General features: G+C 69.9%; 11 protein-coding genes. 5 read left to right on the plus strand and 6 right to left on the minus strand.

Translation table 11 applies throughout. From position 1 onward, the window contains the following. Positions 1 to 96 precede the first annotated feature (96 nt). Entirely contained in the window at positions 97 to 1584 is a 1488-nt protein-coding gene (locus ACS5PM_RS11735; protein WP_439387810.1) for a class I SAM-dependent methyltransferase, read from the plus strand. After that, positions 1581 to 2294 carry a lytic transglycosylase domain-containing protein gene (locus tag ACS5PM_RS11740; RefSeq protein WP_439387811.1) on the plus strand — a complete coding sequence of 238 codons (714 nt, stop codon included), beginning with the start codon at positions 1581 to 1583 and terminating at the stop codon, positions 2292 to 2294. Before ACS5PM_RS11735 ends, ACS5PM_RS11740 begins: the two co-directional genes overlap by 4 nt. Positions 2295 to 3159: 865 nt before the next feature. Here the strand turns inward: ACS5PM_RS11740 and ACS5PM_RS11745 are convergent. From ACS5PM_RS11745 to ACS5PM_RS11765, 5 genes are read right to left on the minus strand one after another with little or no spacing between them, the layout of a single operon-like run. Further along, on the minus strand, positions 3160 to 5550 hold the full coding sequence (locus ACS5PM_RS11745) for a hypothetical protein (RefSeq protein ID WP_439387812.1): 2391 nt from the start codon (positions 5548 to 5550) through the stop codon (positions 3160 to 3162). Positions 5551 to 5590: 40 nt separating this feature from the next. After that, positions 5591 to 6397, minus strand: coding sequence for a hypothetical protein (locus ACS5PM_RS11750; RefSeq protein ID WP_439387813.1), 807 nt, complete (start codon positions 6395 to 6397; stop codon positions 5591 to 5593). A 21-nt stretch (positions 6398 to 6418) separates the two neighbouring features. Continuing rightward, positions 6419 to 6904, minus strand: coding sequence for a GNAT family N-acetyltransferase (locus tag ACS5PM_RS11755; RefSeq protein ID WP_439387814.1), 486 nt, complete (start codon positions 6902 to 6904; stop codon positions 6419 to 6421). A 20-nt stretch (positions 6905 to 6924) separates the two neighbouring features. Continuing rightward, positions 6925 to 7341 carry an HrpB1 family type III secretion system apparatus protein gene (locus tag ACS5PM_RS11760; protein ID WP_439387815.1) on the minus strand — a complete coding sequence of 139 codons (417 nt, stop codon included), beginning with the start codon at positions 7339 to 7341 and terminating at the stop codon, positions 6925 to 6927. Between the two features lie 7 nt (positions 7342 to 7348). Continuing rightward, entirely contained in the window at positions 7349 to 9052 is a 1704-nt protein-coding gene (locus tag ACS5PM_RS11765; protein ID WP_439387816.1) for a hypothetical protein, read from the minus strand. Between the two features lie 273 nt (positions 9053 to 9325). Between ACS5PM_RS11765 and ACS5PM_RS11770 the strand changes: the two genes are divergently transcribed. The 3 genes from ACS5PM_RS11770 (at position 9326) to ACS5PM_RS11780 (ending at position 11686) form a co-directional block, all read left to right on the plus strand. Beyond that, positions 9326 to 10126, plus strand: coding sequence for a cupin-like domain-containing protein (locus ACS5PM_RS11770; RefSeq protein WP_439387817.1), 801 nt, complete (start codon positions 9326 to 9328; stop codon positions 10124 to 10126). A gap of 106 nt (positions 10127 to 10232) precedes the next feature. Then, on the plus strand, positions 10233 to 10979 hold the full coding sequence (locus ACS5PM_RS11775; protein WP_439387818.1) for a hypothetical protein: 747 nt from the start codon (positions 10233 to 10235) through the stop codon (positions 10977 to 10979). Further along, positions 10979 to 11686, plus strand: a complete 708-nt coding sequence (locus ACS5PM_RS11780) for a metal-dependent hydrolase (RefSeq protein ID WP_439388202.1) — start codon at positions 10979 to 10981, stop codon at positions 11684 to 11686. The genes ACS5PM_RS11775 and ACS5PM_RS11780 overlap by 1 nt, the downstream gene beginning before the upstream one ends. A 10-nt stretch (positions 11687 to 11696) precedes the next feature. On the opposite strand, the gene ACS5PM_RS11785 is transcribed toward ACS5PM_RS11780, so the two are convergent. After that, on the minus strand, positions 11697 to 13268 hold the full coding sequence (locus tag ACS5PM_RS11785) for a methyl-accepting chemotaxis protein (protein WP_439387819.1): 1572 nt from the start codon (positions 13266 to 13268) through the stop codon (positions 11697 to 11699). Between the last annotated feature and the right edge of the window lie 175 nt (positions 13269 to 13443).

Genomic DNA, 13443 nt, shown 5'->3' on the forward strand with positions numbered 1-13443 from the left:
GCCGCCTTCGCCTTTCACGCCATCACTTCGACCAGCCGCCCGCGGCCGCGCCGTGCGCGCGATGCAATGCGCCCGCAACCCTTTCACAGGATCGTCATGACCCCGACCGAACCGTCCATCCGAAACGTGGCCTACACCCACGGCTACTACCGCGAGCTCTCGCCCAACATGATCGCGGCCTGCCTGGAGAGCCAGGGGGTGACGCCACCCGACCTGGCCGCGCCGCTGAACTACTGCGAGCTCGGCTTCGGCTTCGGGGTCTCGCTGCTGGCCAATGCCGCGTGCTTCCCTCACATGCGCTTCTACGGCAACGACTTCAATCCCGAGCACGTCGCCTACGCCCGCCAGCTGGCCGACGATGCGGGCCTGGCCAATGTCGAAGTGTTCGAGGACGGCTTCGACGAACTGCTGCAGCGCGATCTGCCGCAGATGGACATCATCGCCATGCACGGCGTGTACTCGTGGGTCAGCCCGACCCAGCGCCAGGTCATCCTCGACTTCATCGAGCGCCGGCTCAAGCCGGGCGGCGTCGTCTATGTCAGCCACAACACCCTGCCGGGCTGGGCCGCGAAGATGCCGCTGCGCCAGATGATCCACCGCCATGTGATCCGTGCCGGCGTGCATCGCAGCCCGGCCGACCAGCTGCGCGACGCGCTGTCGGTCATGCAGACCCTGTGCGATCTCGGCGCGCGCTACTTCGAATCCTCGCCCTCGGCGGCGGCTCGCGTGGTCGAGCTGACCGAGGCCGACCCGCACTACGTGGCCCACGAGTACTTCAATCCCTACTGGCAGCCGCAGTACGTGTACGAGGTGGCCGACGAGATGGGTTGCGCCGGCCTCGCCCGCAGTGCAGCGGCGATGCTGGAGGATCACGTCGACGCCGCCTGGCTCAGCGAGGGCGCTCGCGCGCAGTTGCAAGCCGAGACGGATCCGATCTGGCGCGAGACCTGGCGCGACGTCCACTTGAACCAGGCCTTCCGGCGCGACCTGTACACCCGTGGCGCCGCACCCCTGTCCGCTGCCGAGCGCGACCGCCGGCTGCTGGACCGCCGCTGGGCGCTGGCCAAGGCGCGGGCCGAGATCCCGCCCGAAACACTGAGCGGCCGCGCGGCGGAGGTGGCCGACGACGCACTGGTCGCCTCGCTGCTCGACGCGTTGTGCGCCGGACCCGTGAGCGTTCGCAGCCTGCTGGGTCGGGCTCCGTTCGAAGGCCGCAGCGCGCGGCAGTTGCTGGACGTGCTGATGCTGTTGTCCGGCGTCGGCCTGGTCCAGCCGGCACTGCCCGAGGAGCTCGCGCAGGCGGCGCTGCCCGGCGTGCACCGCTTCAACGCCGCGGCGATCGCCCGCAAGGGGGGTGACGGGCTGCTGCACCTGGCCTGCGCCACGACCGGACAGGCACTGGGCTTCAACGCACCGGCGCTCCTGCAACTCGGGGCCTACCGCAGCCTCGTCGACGCGTGCCCGGAAGCGCTTGCGCGCGCCATGAAGCCCGAGCTCGGAGGCAGCGACGAAGACCGGCGCGCCAGCGCCGAACGATTCCTCACACGGCGCGCGCCCTTGTTCGCGCTGCTCCGGCTGTGGTGACCGCTCGCCGCCCTTCGCGCTTCGCCCTGGCCTTGGCCTGGGTGGCGTTGAACCCGTGCGCCGCCTCCGCGGCGACCTTCGAATGCCGCATCGGCAACACCGACCAGTGGCGCACCGTGCCGCAGGACCTGGCGGCGAGATTCCCGGCCGCGGTCGGCGAATGCCGCCCGGTCGATCGCCCCGTGTCCGCGCCGCCGCGGGACCCGGCCGATGACGACCGGCCGGGCCGATCGATCGTGCCCTTGACCTCCCCGAACGCCATCGTCCGCGTCGTCACTTCGCGCTATGCGCCGCTCGCGAGTCCCGCGTGGCAACCACCGGCCCATTGGTGGGACGTGGTGGCCAGCTCGGCGGACCGCCATGGCGTGGATGCCCGCCTGGTCCAGGCCGTGATCCAGGTGGAGTCGAACTACGCCTCCAACGCACGCTCGTCCAAGGGCGCGATCGGCCTGATGCAACTCATGCCCGCGACCGCCGCCCGCTACGGCGCGCCGTCGGCCGAATCGCTGCTCGACCCGCGCGTCAACGTCGAGGTGGGGGTACGCTACCTTCGCGACCTGCTGGACCAGTTCGGCCGCACCGACCTCGCACTCGCCGCCTACAACGCCGGCGAAGGCGCCGTGGTCCGCCACGGCTACCAGGTGCCGCCGTACCGCGAGACGCAAGAGTACGTGCGCAAGGTCCATCGCTTGTACAAGGGCCACGAGTGACGAGGCGAATGCATCGCTTCGCAGCCCGAACGGGGAGCAGGCGGATTCACCGCCGGCGGAAACCGCAGCTCAGCCCGAACAAACCCCACCACCGTTCGCCCTGAGCCTGTCGAAGGGCCACTGGCACGAGGCTTCGACAGGCTCAGCCCGAACGGGGAGGAGGCGGATTCAGCGCCGGCGGAAACCGCAGCTCAGCCCGAACGAACCCCACCACCGTTCGCCCTGAGCCTGTCGAAGGGCCCGCTGGCACGAGGCTTCGACAGGCTCAGCCCGAACGGGGAGCAGGCGGATTCACCGCCGGCGGAAACCGCAGCTCAGCCCGAACAAACGCCACCACCGTTCGCCCTGAGCCTGTCGAAGGGCCCACTGGCACGAGGCTTCGACAAGCTCAGCCCGAACGGGGAGCAGGCGGATTCACCGCCGGCGGAAACCGCAGCTCAGTCCCAACGACCCCCCCACCCGTTCGCCCTGAGCCTGTCGAAGGGCCCACTGGCACGAGGCTTCGACAGGCTCAGCCCGAACGGGGAGCAGGCGGATTCAGCGCCGGCGGAAACCGCAGCTCTGCCCGAACAAACGCCACCACCGTTCGCCCTGAGCCTGTCGAAGGGCCCACTGGCACGAGGCTTCGACAGGCTCAGCCCGAACGGGGAGCAGGCGGATTCACCGCCGGCGGAAACCGCAGCTCAGCCCGAACGGACTGACTCAGGCTAACTTGCCAATGAAGCGCACCCGACATCTCCTCACCGTTCACCCTGAGCCTGTCGAAGGGCCACTGGCACGAGGCTTCGACAGGCTCAGCCCGAACGGGAAGTTGGCGTCTCGGCCCCCCGAAGGAAGGCCTTCACGCCAATACCACGCCAAGCGATCAGTTCGACTGGCTGCGCCGATAGGCCTGGTAGGCGCTTTCGGCCCGGGATTCGGAGGCGACTTCGGAGTAGTACCTGGCGGCATCCTGCTCCTGTTGCCGGAAGTCATCTCGGCTGAGGTCCAGCGGCTTTTCAGGCGGGCGAGAGGCTTCGCGGATGTCGGCGACAAAGGTTCTCAGTTGCCCGAGCCTGACCGGGTTGTTCACGCTCTCGCCCACGATGCGGCCGAGATCCCGCACGAAGGATTCAAGCTTGCCGGGCGGCAGTTTCGCCCCGTGCTGCTCCAGCGTGCCCAAGGCGTCCGACATCAGGTTCCGGCCGGCCGATCCGAACCGTTGCGCGAATCCCGCGGACGACATCCAGTTCCGGTACTCCTGGACCGCCTGGCCGACCTGGCCGGGCAGTGGCGCAGGCTCGGTCCGCTGCGGGGAACTCGGGCCTTGGGTCTGATAGGCCCTGCGCGCGTCGGCGTAGTTCGGACGCTCGTTGTGGTCGGCAGCCCTTTGCTCCTCGTCCCGATAGAAGGCCTCGAGCGGCCGGTCATGCGTTTGTACGGAGGCTGAGGTTTCCAAGCGACTCTCGGACCTGGAGAGTCTTTCGGCCTGCTGGGTCGAAGGCTCGGGCGAAGCGGGCTGCGTCTGGGCCCGCAGGTAGTTCTCGTAGTCGCTTCTCGCAGCCGCGTAGTCAGGCCGCTGGTGGTGGTAGTCGGCCCTTTCCTCCTCCTGCCGCCTGAAGTGATCGAAATCCAGGGTGGGGCTTTCAGAAGCCTGCGGCCGGGCGGTGTGTCGCGGCGGCGGGCTGGCAGGGGCCTGCATCTGCGGCTGGGGCTCGGTCCTGGCCCTTTCGATGTTCGCGGTGAAGCGCGTCACCTTGTCGGTGAAGGCCTTCAGGCCGTCGTTGCGCCGGGCGCTGTTCGATGTCCGCAACAGCGTCTTCAGCTCCGTGAGCAACTCGCCGTATTGGGCGGGTGAACTCAGGTGGTCGGACAGCTTGTCCAGGGCCTGCAGGGCGGCGAGCGGGCGCTCGCGCGTTTGCGCGCTGCGCCTTCTGTCGGTGACGAAGGCCTCGACCTGGCTGAGCACTTCGCCTCGCAGCGCGCGGTTCGCAGGCGTATGGGCCGGCGAGCCGGCGGCGGCCGCTGGGGTGCTGGTGACCGGAGGCTGGCTCTGGGCGACGTGCTGTGGCTGGCTCGGGCGCGCCTGCGAAGGACGCGCCGCGGACGGAGGGTTCTCGGCCGAAGTGCGCGGCGCCGTAGGCTCCACCAGCTTGCCGCCTCCGCTGCCGTCCACCAGGAAGGTCATCATGCGCAGCGACCGGTTGTGGAAGAGCCACTCGGCGCTCGGGACGTTCTGGTGGCCTTGCGCCCGCAGGCCGTTGAGGTGGTTCTGCAGGGCGATCCAGCGGGTCCTCATCTCGCCGCCGAGGGCGGGGTCGCCGGCCGCACGTTGCTTCATGCCCTCCTCGTAGCGCGTGCCACGGGAAAGGTGAAGCGCGAACCGGACGAACTCCCGCGGCTCGGCGTGGTTGAGCCGGTTCAGGTCCATGCGGGGAATGGTGTCGCGGATGTTGGCCAGCAGCGCCTCGCGGCCGGTGCCGGTCGGGCGAGACGCCGGGCGCTGCGGCTCGGGCTGCGCGACGTTCGTGCGACTCGGCTCGACGTTCGTGCGGCCTGGCGAGGTGCTGGGCGACACCGAGGTCGAGGACGGCCGGCTGACGTACTCAGTGACCGTCGATTGCGGCCTCTCGTTGTAGTAGTCGGCCCGCTCGTTCTCGGCCACCTGCTCCTGCGGGGTCATGGGGCGGTGCCGCACTTCCACTTTCTCTTGCGGCCGCGATGGCGAGGGGGAAGCCGGCTGCTCCCATGGCGCCGCTATGTACGACGGCTTTGTCGGCGTGGCCGGCTGCTCCCACGGCGGCGCCACGTAGGACGAGTGCGCGGCATGCGACGACTCCGCCGGCAGCTCGCCGTAGTAGTCGTAGTGCGCCCGTTCTTCGCTGCTCATGTGGCGCATCCACGCGGGCTCGCTGTGGGGCTCGTTCATGGCCTGGCCGAACTTGTGCACCACCTCGCCAGCCCGGTTGAAGCCGTAGCTGATGGCCTGGCCGGTCTTGTTGGCGGCGTGCTTCATCGACGACATCCACGAGCGGCTGCCTCCGGCCTCGCGGCTGCTGCGGGGCAGCTCGGCGCGGCGGGTGTCGGCCTCCTTCGCCGGCCGCATGCCACGGCCCATCAGGCCGGCCAGCGGGCCAATGCGCTCCAGGGTCTTCGGATGGGTGGGATTCGGGCCCTGGGGGCCGCGAGGCCCTTGGGTCTGGCCGGTTCCGGGCGCATGGATGCGACCGGAGCCGACCGACGAGGAACCGAGAGGGTGTATCCGGTTGTTAGGCACGCGTGACTCCTGCAGGCAGCGAAGGATCAAGAAAGAGTTTTCAGCGGGCGCGCTCGAAGGCCAGGGCGGGCACCGGCATCGGCAGGTCGGACAGCAGCCAATGGATCAGAGGCACCGGGCCCAGCTGGCGGGCGAGATCCGCGGCATGCTCGGTCAGGCCGACGCCGGGCTCGCCCAGGCTGCGGCGCATCAGCTTGCGCGCGGTGTCGAGCAGCAGCGGGCGCAGGGCCTCCAGGCTCTCGGGCGACTCGCCCGGCTGGGTCAGGCAGCGCCGCGCCGGATAGGGCAGCTCGGCCAGGCGGGCCAGGGCGGCCAGCAATGCAGGCGTCGGCTCGGGGTGCTTGCTGCTGAAGCTGCGCTCGGCGTCGAGCACGAGCCAGTCGCGCGTCTCGTCGATGAAGGCCACGCTGATGGGCGCGACCTCGTCGCTGCCCAGCGGCGTGAAATCAGCCGCCAGGTGCTGGAAGTCGGAACTGCTGACGTGAACGTGGGTGAGGTCGCTGCTGGTCAGGGTACGCAGCGCCCGGTTGGTGGCGAGGCCTTCGTGGCCGCCCAGCATGCTCAGGCGCAGCAGCACGCCCTGCAACGCGAGATGGCGCGTGGTCAGGCCGTGGGCGCCGCCCGCGACCGACATGTCCTCCGACACCCAGACGCCCGCAGCGCGCGGGTCGCCTTCATCCGCCAGGACCGGCGGATCGACCAGCGACAGCAGTCGCAGCTGCAGGCCGGTGCGGCTGCCGCGCGAGGGCGGCGTGATGCCGCGGCCGGGACGCCGCGGCGTGGTCGGAAGGGGAGGCATCACCCCGGGGAACCGGGGCGGGAAGTGGGTCGGTGTGGGGGCGTACATGGCGTGATGGAGAGTGGGAGGCTAGGAAGGCCTGTGGCGCAGGCCGGGGAAAGGATGTGCGAACCGGCGCTTGCCGAGGAACGGATAGGCGGTCTTGCGCTGCCCGCCTTGCGGCGAGAGCCGGTAGACGATGTCGTCCTCCGTCTGCCCGACGCGAGGCCAGCCATGGCGGTCGAGGAAGCGCAGGCAACGCGTGTTGTCTCGCTCCACCTCCACCAGGATGTCCGTCTGCAGCGAGAACAGCCATTCGAGTGCCGGCTTGAGCAGCAGGGCCCAGCGCCCGTGATGGCTGGGCAGGACGGCGATGTGGGCCTGTTCGCCGTCGAACAGGATCCCGCCGATGGCCTGGCCATCCGCCTCGAAGCCGATGCTCGGGCAGCCTTCGTAGAAATCGACGAAGGCGGCCCGGGTCACGACCTCGAGGCAGGGGCTTCCGGCCTCGTCGTAGCGGGCGGCGTCGGCGTCGTACATGACGCCGAGGTCGGCCGCTTCGGTGAGCCTGAGCATGGGTTGGCCCTTCGCTGCGGTCAGTGGACGGAGCCCGCCTCGGGCTCGATCTGCAGCAGCTGGCGCATGGCCAGGCGCACGTGCTCGTCCTCGCTCTCGAGCCCTTGCCGGGCATGCATGTGCCAGGTCGGGTCGCCGAGGATGTTCAGGCACAGGGCCTTGAGCTCGGGCGCGGCATCCTCTTCGAGGTTCTCGTTGAGGTACTGCAGGGCCTCCTTGATGTAGCCGCGCTGGATCGCGATCAGCACCGGGAAGATCAGGTACTCCTGCGTCTCGGGGCTGCGGGCGTTGAGCTCTTCCAGCAGGGTCTCGGCCTCGTCCAGCCGGTCGTCGCGGATCGCATCGACCAGGGCGGTCGCCAGGGCGGCGATCGGGTCCTCGGTCTCGGCGGCCGAGCTGTCCGCCGGCATCGGCATCGGGGGAATGGCGTAGGTCATGGCGGCCTCAGGCACGGATGTGGATGTGCAGGTTCACGTCGTTGCCGCCGCCCTGGCCGAGGTGGCCCTGGACGCCGCCGCCGGCGTGCAGCAGCTTGCCCAGCTCCTGCTCGAGGCCGGCAGCCAGCGCGCGGCCGGCCGTGTCGGCGACCGCCTGGACGGTGGCGCCGATGGCCTGCTTCGCGGCGCTCTCGATCGTCTTTTCCAGCGCGCCGCGCAGGCCGTCGTGCAGGGGGTTGCCCTGCTGGCCGATGCACTGCTGGCTGCCGGGCTGGCCGATCTGCTTCATGACCTGCTCGGTCACTTCCTGCATCACCGCCTGCACGGCCAGCTCGACGGCCATCTGCACGGCCGACTCGATGGCATTGCGCATGTCCTGCTTCAGGCCCTGCGCGATGTCGCGCATCGTGCCGCCGGAGCCGTTGGCGCCGTTGGGCCCACCCGCGCCACCCGCGCCGTTCGCCCCGTGGGCGCCACCGGCGCCGCCCATGCCGCGGCTGTCCATGCGGTTCTCGACCCGGCCGGTGGTCGCGCGGTTGGTCGCGTTCAGCAGCGCGTCCTCGGTGGCCATCAGCGCCAGGGCGGCGAAGGCCCCCTTCTGGTCATTCGGCAGCGACTGCATGGCCTTGTCGATGGCTGCCATGACGGCGGTCTGGATCGCGGCTTCGACGGCCTGCATCACGGCCATCTCCACGGCATCGCGCACGTCGGCGCGCAGGCTCTGGTGCGAAGCGTGCGTCTGGTCGACGCCGTTCGGCCCTTGCGGCTGGTTCGCGGGTCCTGGACCTTGAGGCGCCTGCGAGCGATCGTTGACGCGCTGGCGGCGGCGGTCGATCGCGTCGGACGCGGCGGTGTCCAGCAGGTTGGACAGGGAGTTGACGCCGTGGTCCACCGCGCTGGAGTTGCCGTTCGGGTCCAGCGTGCTCTGCAGCTTCGTCATCAGCTCGCCGACCGCCTGGTGGATCATGGTCTCGGCCATGTCCAGCGCGGCGTGCTCGACGGCGTCGCGGGCGCCGGCCTTGAAGCCGTTCGGCCCGCAGGCATCGAGTCCGTCGTCCATGCCGGGGCGCTTGCGCAGCGTGTCGACTTCGCCGTTGGCGAACTTGCCGGCGCGGCTGGCACCGGCACCGCCGGCGATGCCGGCGCCAATCAGGTCGACGGCCATGCCGCCGAGCTTGGAGGTGCCGTTCGGATCCAGCACCTTCGCGGCGGCGTTCATCGCCTGCTGCGAGGCCACGTCGATGGCCGCGTCCACGGCCATGCGGGCGACGTTCTTCGCGATGCCGCCGGGGCCGAAGTTGGAGGCGGTCTCCACCGCCCCGAGCGCCAGGTCCTTCAGGCCGCTCGCGACCTTGCTGAAGTCGCCCGTGGCCAGGCCCTTGACGGTGTTCTCCAGGCCGTTCTTGATGTTCGACAGGCCGCCTTCGACGTTGTCCACCATCGTGTCGGCGACCTTGTCGACCACGCTGGAGGCCTTTTTCAGCACCTTGTCGAGCGCTCCGTCGAGCAAGGTATTGGCCGCTAGCGCCGCCGGGGTGAGATTGATGACGCCGCGGGCGATGTCCGTGCCCGCATGCGCGATCTCCTTGAGCCCCTGGGCCGCGGCCTTGAGGTTCAGCGTGGCCATGCCCTTGGCGAACTGGGCCGCCCCGTGGACGGCCTTTTCTATGCCCTTGGCTATGGACTTAAAGGCATTCTTGATTGCACCCATTAGAGATGACTCCTCTTGCAACGTTGATGGAAAGTTGATGACGCGACCGACCGCGCCATCACCTTCTTATCGAGGCGCGCGTTGCGGTACGGTCGACTGTCCGCCGGCCCATGCGCGCGCCGATGCAGGGGTGCGACGTGACGCGCAGCGATGCGAAGTGGCGGGCGACGACGCGCCAGCACGAGGTGACACAAGGCCTTCGCATTCAGGGCGGTACATTCGCGCGCCTCGCATGCGGCCCGCCGGGCCCGCGCGTTCGACTGACCAAGCACCATGACCTTGAACCTGCAGCCCGTCGCCGAGACGGCATTCCCCGGCCGCGCGGCCCTGGCCGGACGCGCATCGCCGAGCGTCTTCCGCGGCCGTGCCGCCCACTGGCCGGCGGTTCGCGACTGGACCTTTGCCCGCCTGGCGCCCCGTGTTCCCGACGCGCCCGTGCGGGTGGTCGAAGGCAACCGCGAAGAAGGAGCGACCCGGTTCGCCACCAGCACGCTGCGCCACTACATCGCCGGCCTCGATGAGTCCAGTGGGGCCGTGGCGCAGGTGCCCTATCTGAAGGAGTTCGACCTGTTGCGCACCGCACCGGCCTTGCAGGCCGACCTGCACCACCGGGAACTGCTGCCGCGCGGCAGCCTGGCTTCGCTGCGCAGCTGGATAGGCCCGGCCGGCGGCAAGACCGGCCTGCACCACGACTACCTCGACAACATCGCCGTGCAGGTGCTGGGCCGAAAGCGCTGGCGCCTGGCGCGCCCGGGCACCGTCGAGCGCCTGCGCCTGGTGTCGACCAAGTACGACGCCTGGGCGGTGCTCTCGGCCTGCAGCGTTGAGCAGCTGGCGGGGCAGGGGGCACGGGCCGAGGATCTGTTCGAGGTCGAGACCGGGCCGGGCGACGTGCTGCATGTGCCGGCCGGCTGGTGGCATGAGGTGCAGAACCTGTCGCCCAGCCTGCTGTTCGGCGGCTTCCACGGGCCGGCGCCTGCGGTGCTCGCACGCTGGGCCTGGGTCGCCGCCCGCAATGCAAGGCATCGCTGGGGACGCCTGGGGCGCGGCGATTGCACCTGCCATCCAGCGTGAGCTGAACGATCGAGCAGTGCGCGACGTCCTTCCGACGTCATGGATCTTTCACGGCGTTGCAACATGGGCTGACGAGCATGCGGGCCTCGACGGAACTTCCGGTCCCATGCCCAGCACGCATTCCACCTTGCGCTCTCGCGCCGCCACGGCAACGCCGACGGCACGCCTTCTCACCACCGACGACATTCCCGCCCTGCTGCGCCTCGAGGCCCGCCAATGGAACGGCGAGCAGGCCGCCGACGCCAGCGCCCTGTGCCGGCGCATCAAGGCCTACCCCGAGCTCTGCCTCGGCGCCTTTTGCGCGCGCACCGGCGAGGCCCTGGCCTCGCTGTTCATGAAGCCCATCCACCCCGAGCAGGTGCTGCGGGCCGAATGCTGGTACGACTGTGCGGCCGATCTGCCGGGCCGGCGGCCGGCCGCCACCCGCAGCCTCTTCGGCATCAGCCTGACCAGCACCGACGGCACGGCCGTGTGGGAGCTGATCCGCTTCTTCTGGCCCCATGCGCTGAAGAACGGCTGGCGCGAGATCTATCTCGGCTCGCCCTTGCCCGGCCTGGCGAAGGCCCTGCGGGCCCAGCCGGCACTGTCGGCCGAGAGCTATGCGCGCATGAGCCACGGCGGCCTGCCGCTGGACCCGCAGCTGCGCTACTACCACCGCCGAGGGTTCAAGGACCTGGTGGCCGTGCGGCCAGACTACTTTCCTCATCCCGCGTCGCTCGACCATGGCGCGGTGCTGCGGGGAGTGATCCCGCTGTCCAACCTGTGGCCGCTGTGGCGGCGCATGCCGATGTCGACGCTGCAGGCCATGTCGGGCCTGATCGCTCAGCTGTTGGCCAGCCGCAGGGCCGCGTGATGCAGCCCCGGCGCTACTGGAACGGCAATGCACTCAGGACGCGCCTTTTCGATGGGCTGTCGCTGCTGCTGCCGGCCGGCGAGGAGTTCGTGATTCGGGCCGCACAGGACTGGCTGGACACTCATCCCGACGCCGATCCGCGCCTGCGCGCCGAGGCCGGGCGCTTCATCCGAGAGGAGCGTTCCCACCAGCGGGCGCATCGCCGCTACAACGCCGAACTGCACGACGCCATCCCGGTGGCCCGCGAAGCCGAGCAGGGCGTCACGGCCGCCGTGGGCGAACTGGATCGCCTCGGCCTGCGCATGCGGCTGGCCCTGGCGGCGGCCTTCGAGCACCTCACGGCCCTGCTGTCGGCCGAGGTCCTTCGGGGCGAGGCCTGGGTCGACGACACGCCGCGCCGCGAATGCCGGATGTGGCGCTGGCACTGCGCCGAGGAGCTGGCGCACCAGCACGTGGCGGGTGACCTCCTGCGAAGCATGGGGCCGTTGCCGGGCCAGCGCATCCTGGCGCTGGTGCTGGCGAGCGTTTACCTGGCCGGTGATGCCTTCAGCCTGACCTGGACGCTGTGCCGGCACGAGCTCCGCCAAGGCTTCGTCGGTCGGCGCGAGCTGCTGGCCCAGGCCGGGCGCTTCGCCTGGCGCGCCTTTCCGGGCCTGTGCCGCATCGCGCGGGGATGGGGCGGGCAGTGGCTGCCCGCCGCGCGCTGACGCCGCCTCGTCAGGCGACTGCGCCTTCGCGCCTGGCGGCCAGCTTGAACACGCCGACCACTTCCGTCAGGCGCCTGGCCTGGCGGCTGAGGCTGTCGGCGGCGGCGGCCGCTTCCTCGACCAGTGCGGCGTTCTGCTGCGTCACCTGATCCAGCTGGTTCACCGCATCGCCGATCTGGCCGATGCCGACGCTTTGCTGGCTGGAGGCGTTGCCGATCTCGCTGATCAACTGGGCGACACGCTGCACCTGCTGGACGATCTCTTCCATGGTCGTGCCGGCGCCGCCGACCAACCGGGTGCCCGCCTCGACGCGGCCGACGCTCTCGCCGATCAGCACCTTGATCTCCTTGGCCGCCGTGGCGGCACGTTGCGCCAGCGTGCGCACTTCACCGGCCACCACGGCAAAGCCGCGGCCCTGCTCGCCGGCCCGCGCCGCCTCGACGGCCGCGTTCAGCGCGAGGATGTTGGTCTGGAAGGCGATGCCGTCGATCACGCCGGTGATGTCGGCGATCTTGCGCGAGCTGGCGCTGATGTCGCCCATCGTCGAGACCACCTCGGCGACCACCGACTTCCCCTTGGTCGCCACGCTGGTGGCCGAGGCGGCCAGCTGCGACGCGGCGCGCGCCGAGTCGGCACTCTGCTTGACGGTGGCCGTGATTTCTTCCATCGACGCCGCCGTCTGCTGCAGGTTGGAGGCCTGCTCCTCGGTGCGCTGCGACAGGTCGGCATTGCCGGTGGCGATCTGGCTGGAGCCGGTCGCGATCGAGTCGCTGCTCAGGCGAACCTGATCCACGATCCGCACCAGGCTTTCGTTCATCGTCTTCAGCGCCGACAGCAGCTGCCCGGTCTCGTCGCGGCGGGTGACTTCGATCCGGGAGCCCAGATCGCCGGAGGCCACGGTCTGCGCCACGCGCACCGCCTCGGCGATGGGCACGGTGATGGAGCGCGTCAGCACGAAGGCGATGCCGACCGCCAGCAGCACCGCCACGGCCGACAGGGCGAGCAGCAGCACCTTGCCCTGGGCGGCCTCCTGCGCGGCCTGCTTGCCGAAGGCCTCCATGCCGTCGACCTGGGTCTTGCTGAACGCCTCGATGGCATGCAGGTAGTCGGTCTGCAGCGGCAGGATGACGCTCACCAGCTGCCCCCGCGCCTCCTCGACCTTGCCGGCCTGGATCAGCGAGACCGTGCTGGCCTCGCGATCCTTGAAGCGGGCGCGCGATTCGACCAGCTGCTGCAGCGCCGCCTTGCCGGCCTCGCTGTGCACCGTGGCCTGCAGGCGCTGGATCGCGTCCGCCACCACCGGGCCCGAGGCTTCGAGCTTTCCGAGCTCCTGCGCGGCGATCGCCGGATCCGAGGTGATCATCGCGGTACGCATGGCGCGCAGCTGCTTGTTCACCTCGTTCTCGATCGTCTGGGCCAGGCCCACCTTGACGTATCGATCGTGGAGGATCACCTCGGTGTCGTCATCGACGGCATCGATCTGGTGAAAGCCGGTGAACGCCGTGGCGATCAGCAGGGCGATCACGAGGGCAAAGCCGGCCGTCAGGCGCGTGCCGATCTTCAGGTTTTCGATGGCTATCAACTCAACCTCGCTGGGGCCCGGCGACGTCGCGTTCGGTCCCGGACCGCCCGGGACCCATCCGCGCCCCGGATGTGCTTGCAAGCTTCGGCGAGATCTGCGAAGACTTGAGTGAGATCAGCGTCCTTTTGGCAAGTTCTGATCACCCGGAAGCGATTTAAGGCCAGAAATGCCGGGG

The sequence above is a fragment of the Ideonella flava genome (genome assembly GCF_051857595.1).
Classification (GTDB): Bacteria; Pseudomonadota; Gammaproteobacteria; order Burkholderiales; family Burkholderiaceae_C; genus Ideonella.

Bases quoted from the DNA above. Each gene is read 5' to 3' on its own strand.
- ACS5PM_RS11765 (WP_439387816.1), bottom strand. From the start codon at position 9,052: ATGGGTGCAATCAAGAATGCCTTTAAGTCCATAGCCAAGGGCATAGAA.
- ACS5PM_RS11750 (WP_439387813.1), bottom strand. From the start codon at position 6,397: ATGTACGCCCCCACACCGACCCACTTCCCGCCCCGGTTCCCCGGGGTG.
- ACS5PM_RS11735 (WP_439387810.1), top strand. From the start codon at position 97: ATGACCCCGACCGAACCGTCCATCCGAAACGTGGCCTACACCCACGGC.
- ACS5PM_RS11760 (WP_439387815.1), bottom strand. From the start codon at position 7,341: ATGACCTACGCCATTCCCCCGATGCCGATGCCGGCGGACAGCTCGGCC.
- ACS5PM_RS11770 (WP_439387817.1), top strand. From the start codon at position 9,326: ATGACCTTGAACCTGCAGCCCGTCGCCGAGACGGCATTCCCCGGCCGC.
- ACS5PM_RS11775 (WP_439387818.1), top strand. From the start codon at position 10,233: ATGCCCAGCACGCATTCCACCTTGCGCTCTCGCGCCGCCACGGCAACG.
- ACS5PM_RS11755 (WP_439387814.1), bottom strand. From the start codon at position 6,904: ATGCTCAGGCTCACCGAAGCGGCCGACCTCGGCGTCATGTACGACGCC.
- ACS5PM_RS11780 (WP_439388202.1), top strand. From the start codon at position 10,979: ATGCAGCCCCGGCGCTACTGGAACGGCAATGCACTCAGGACGCGCCTT.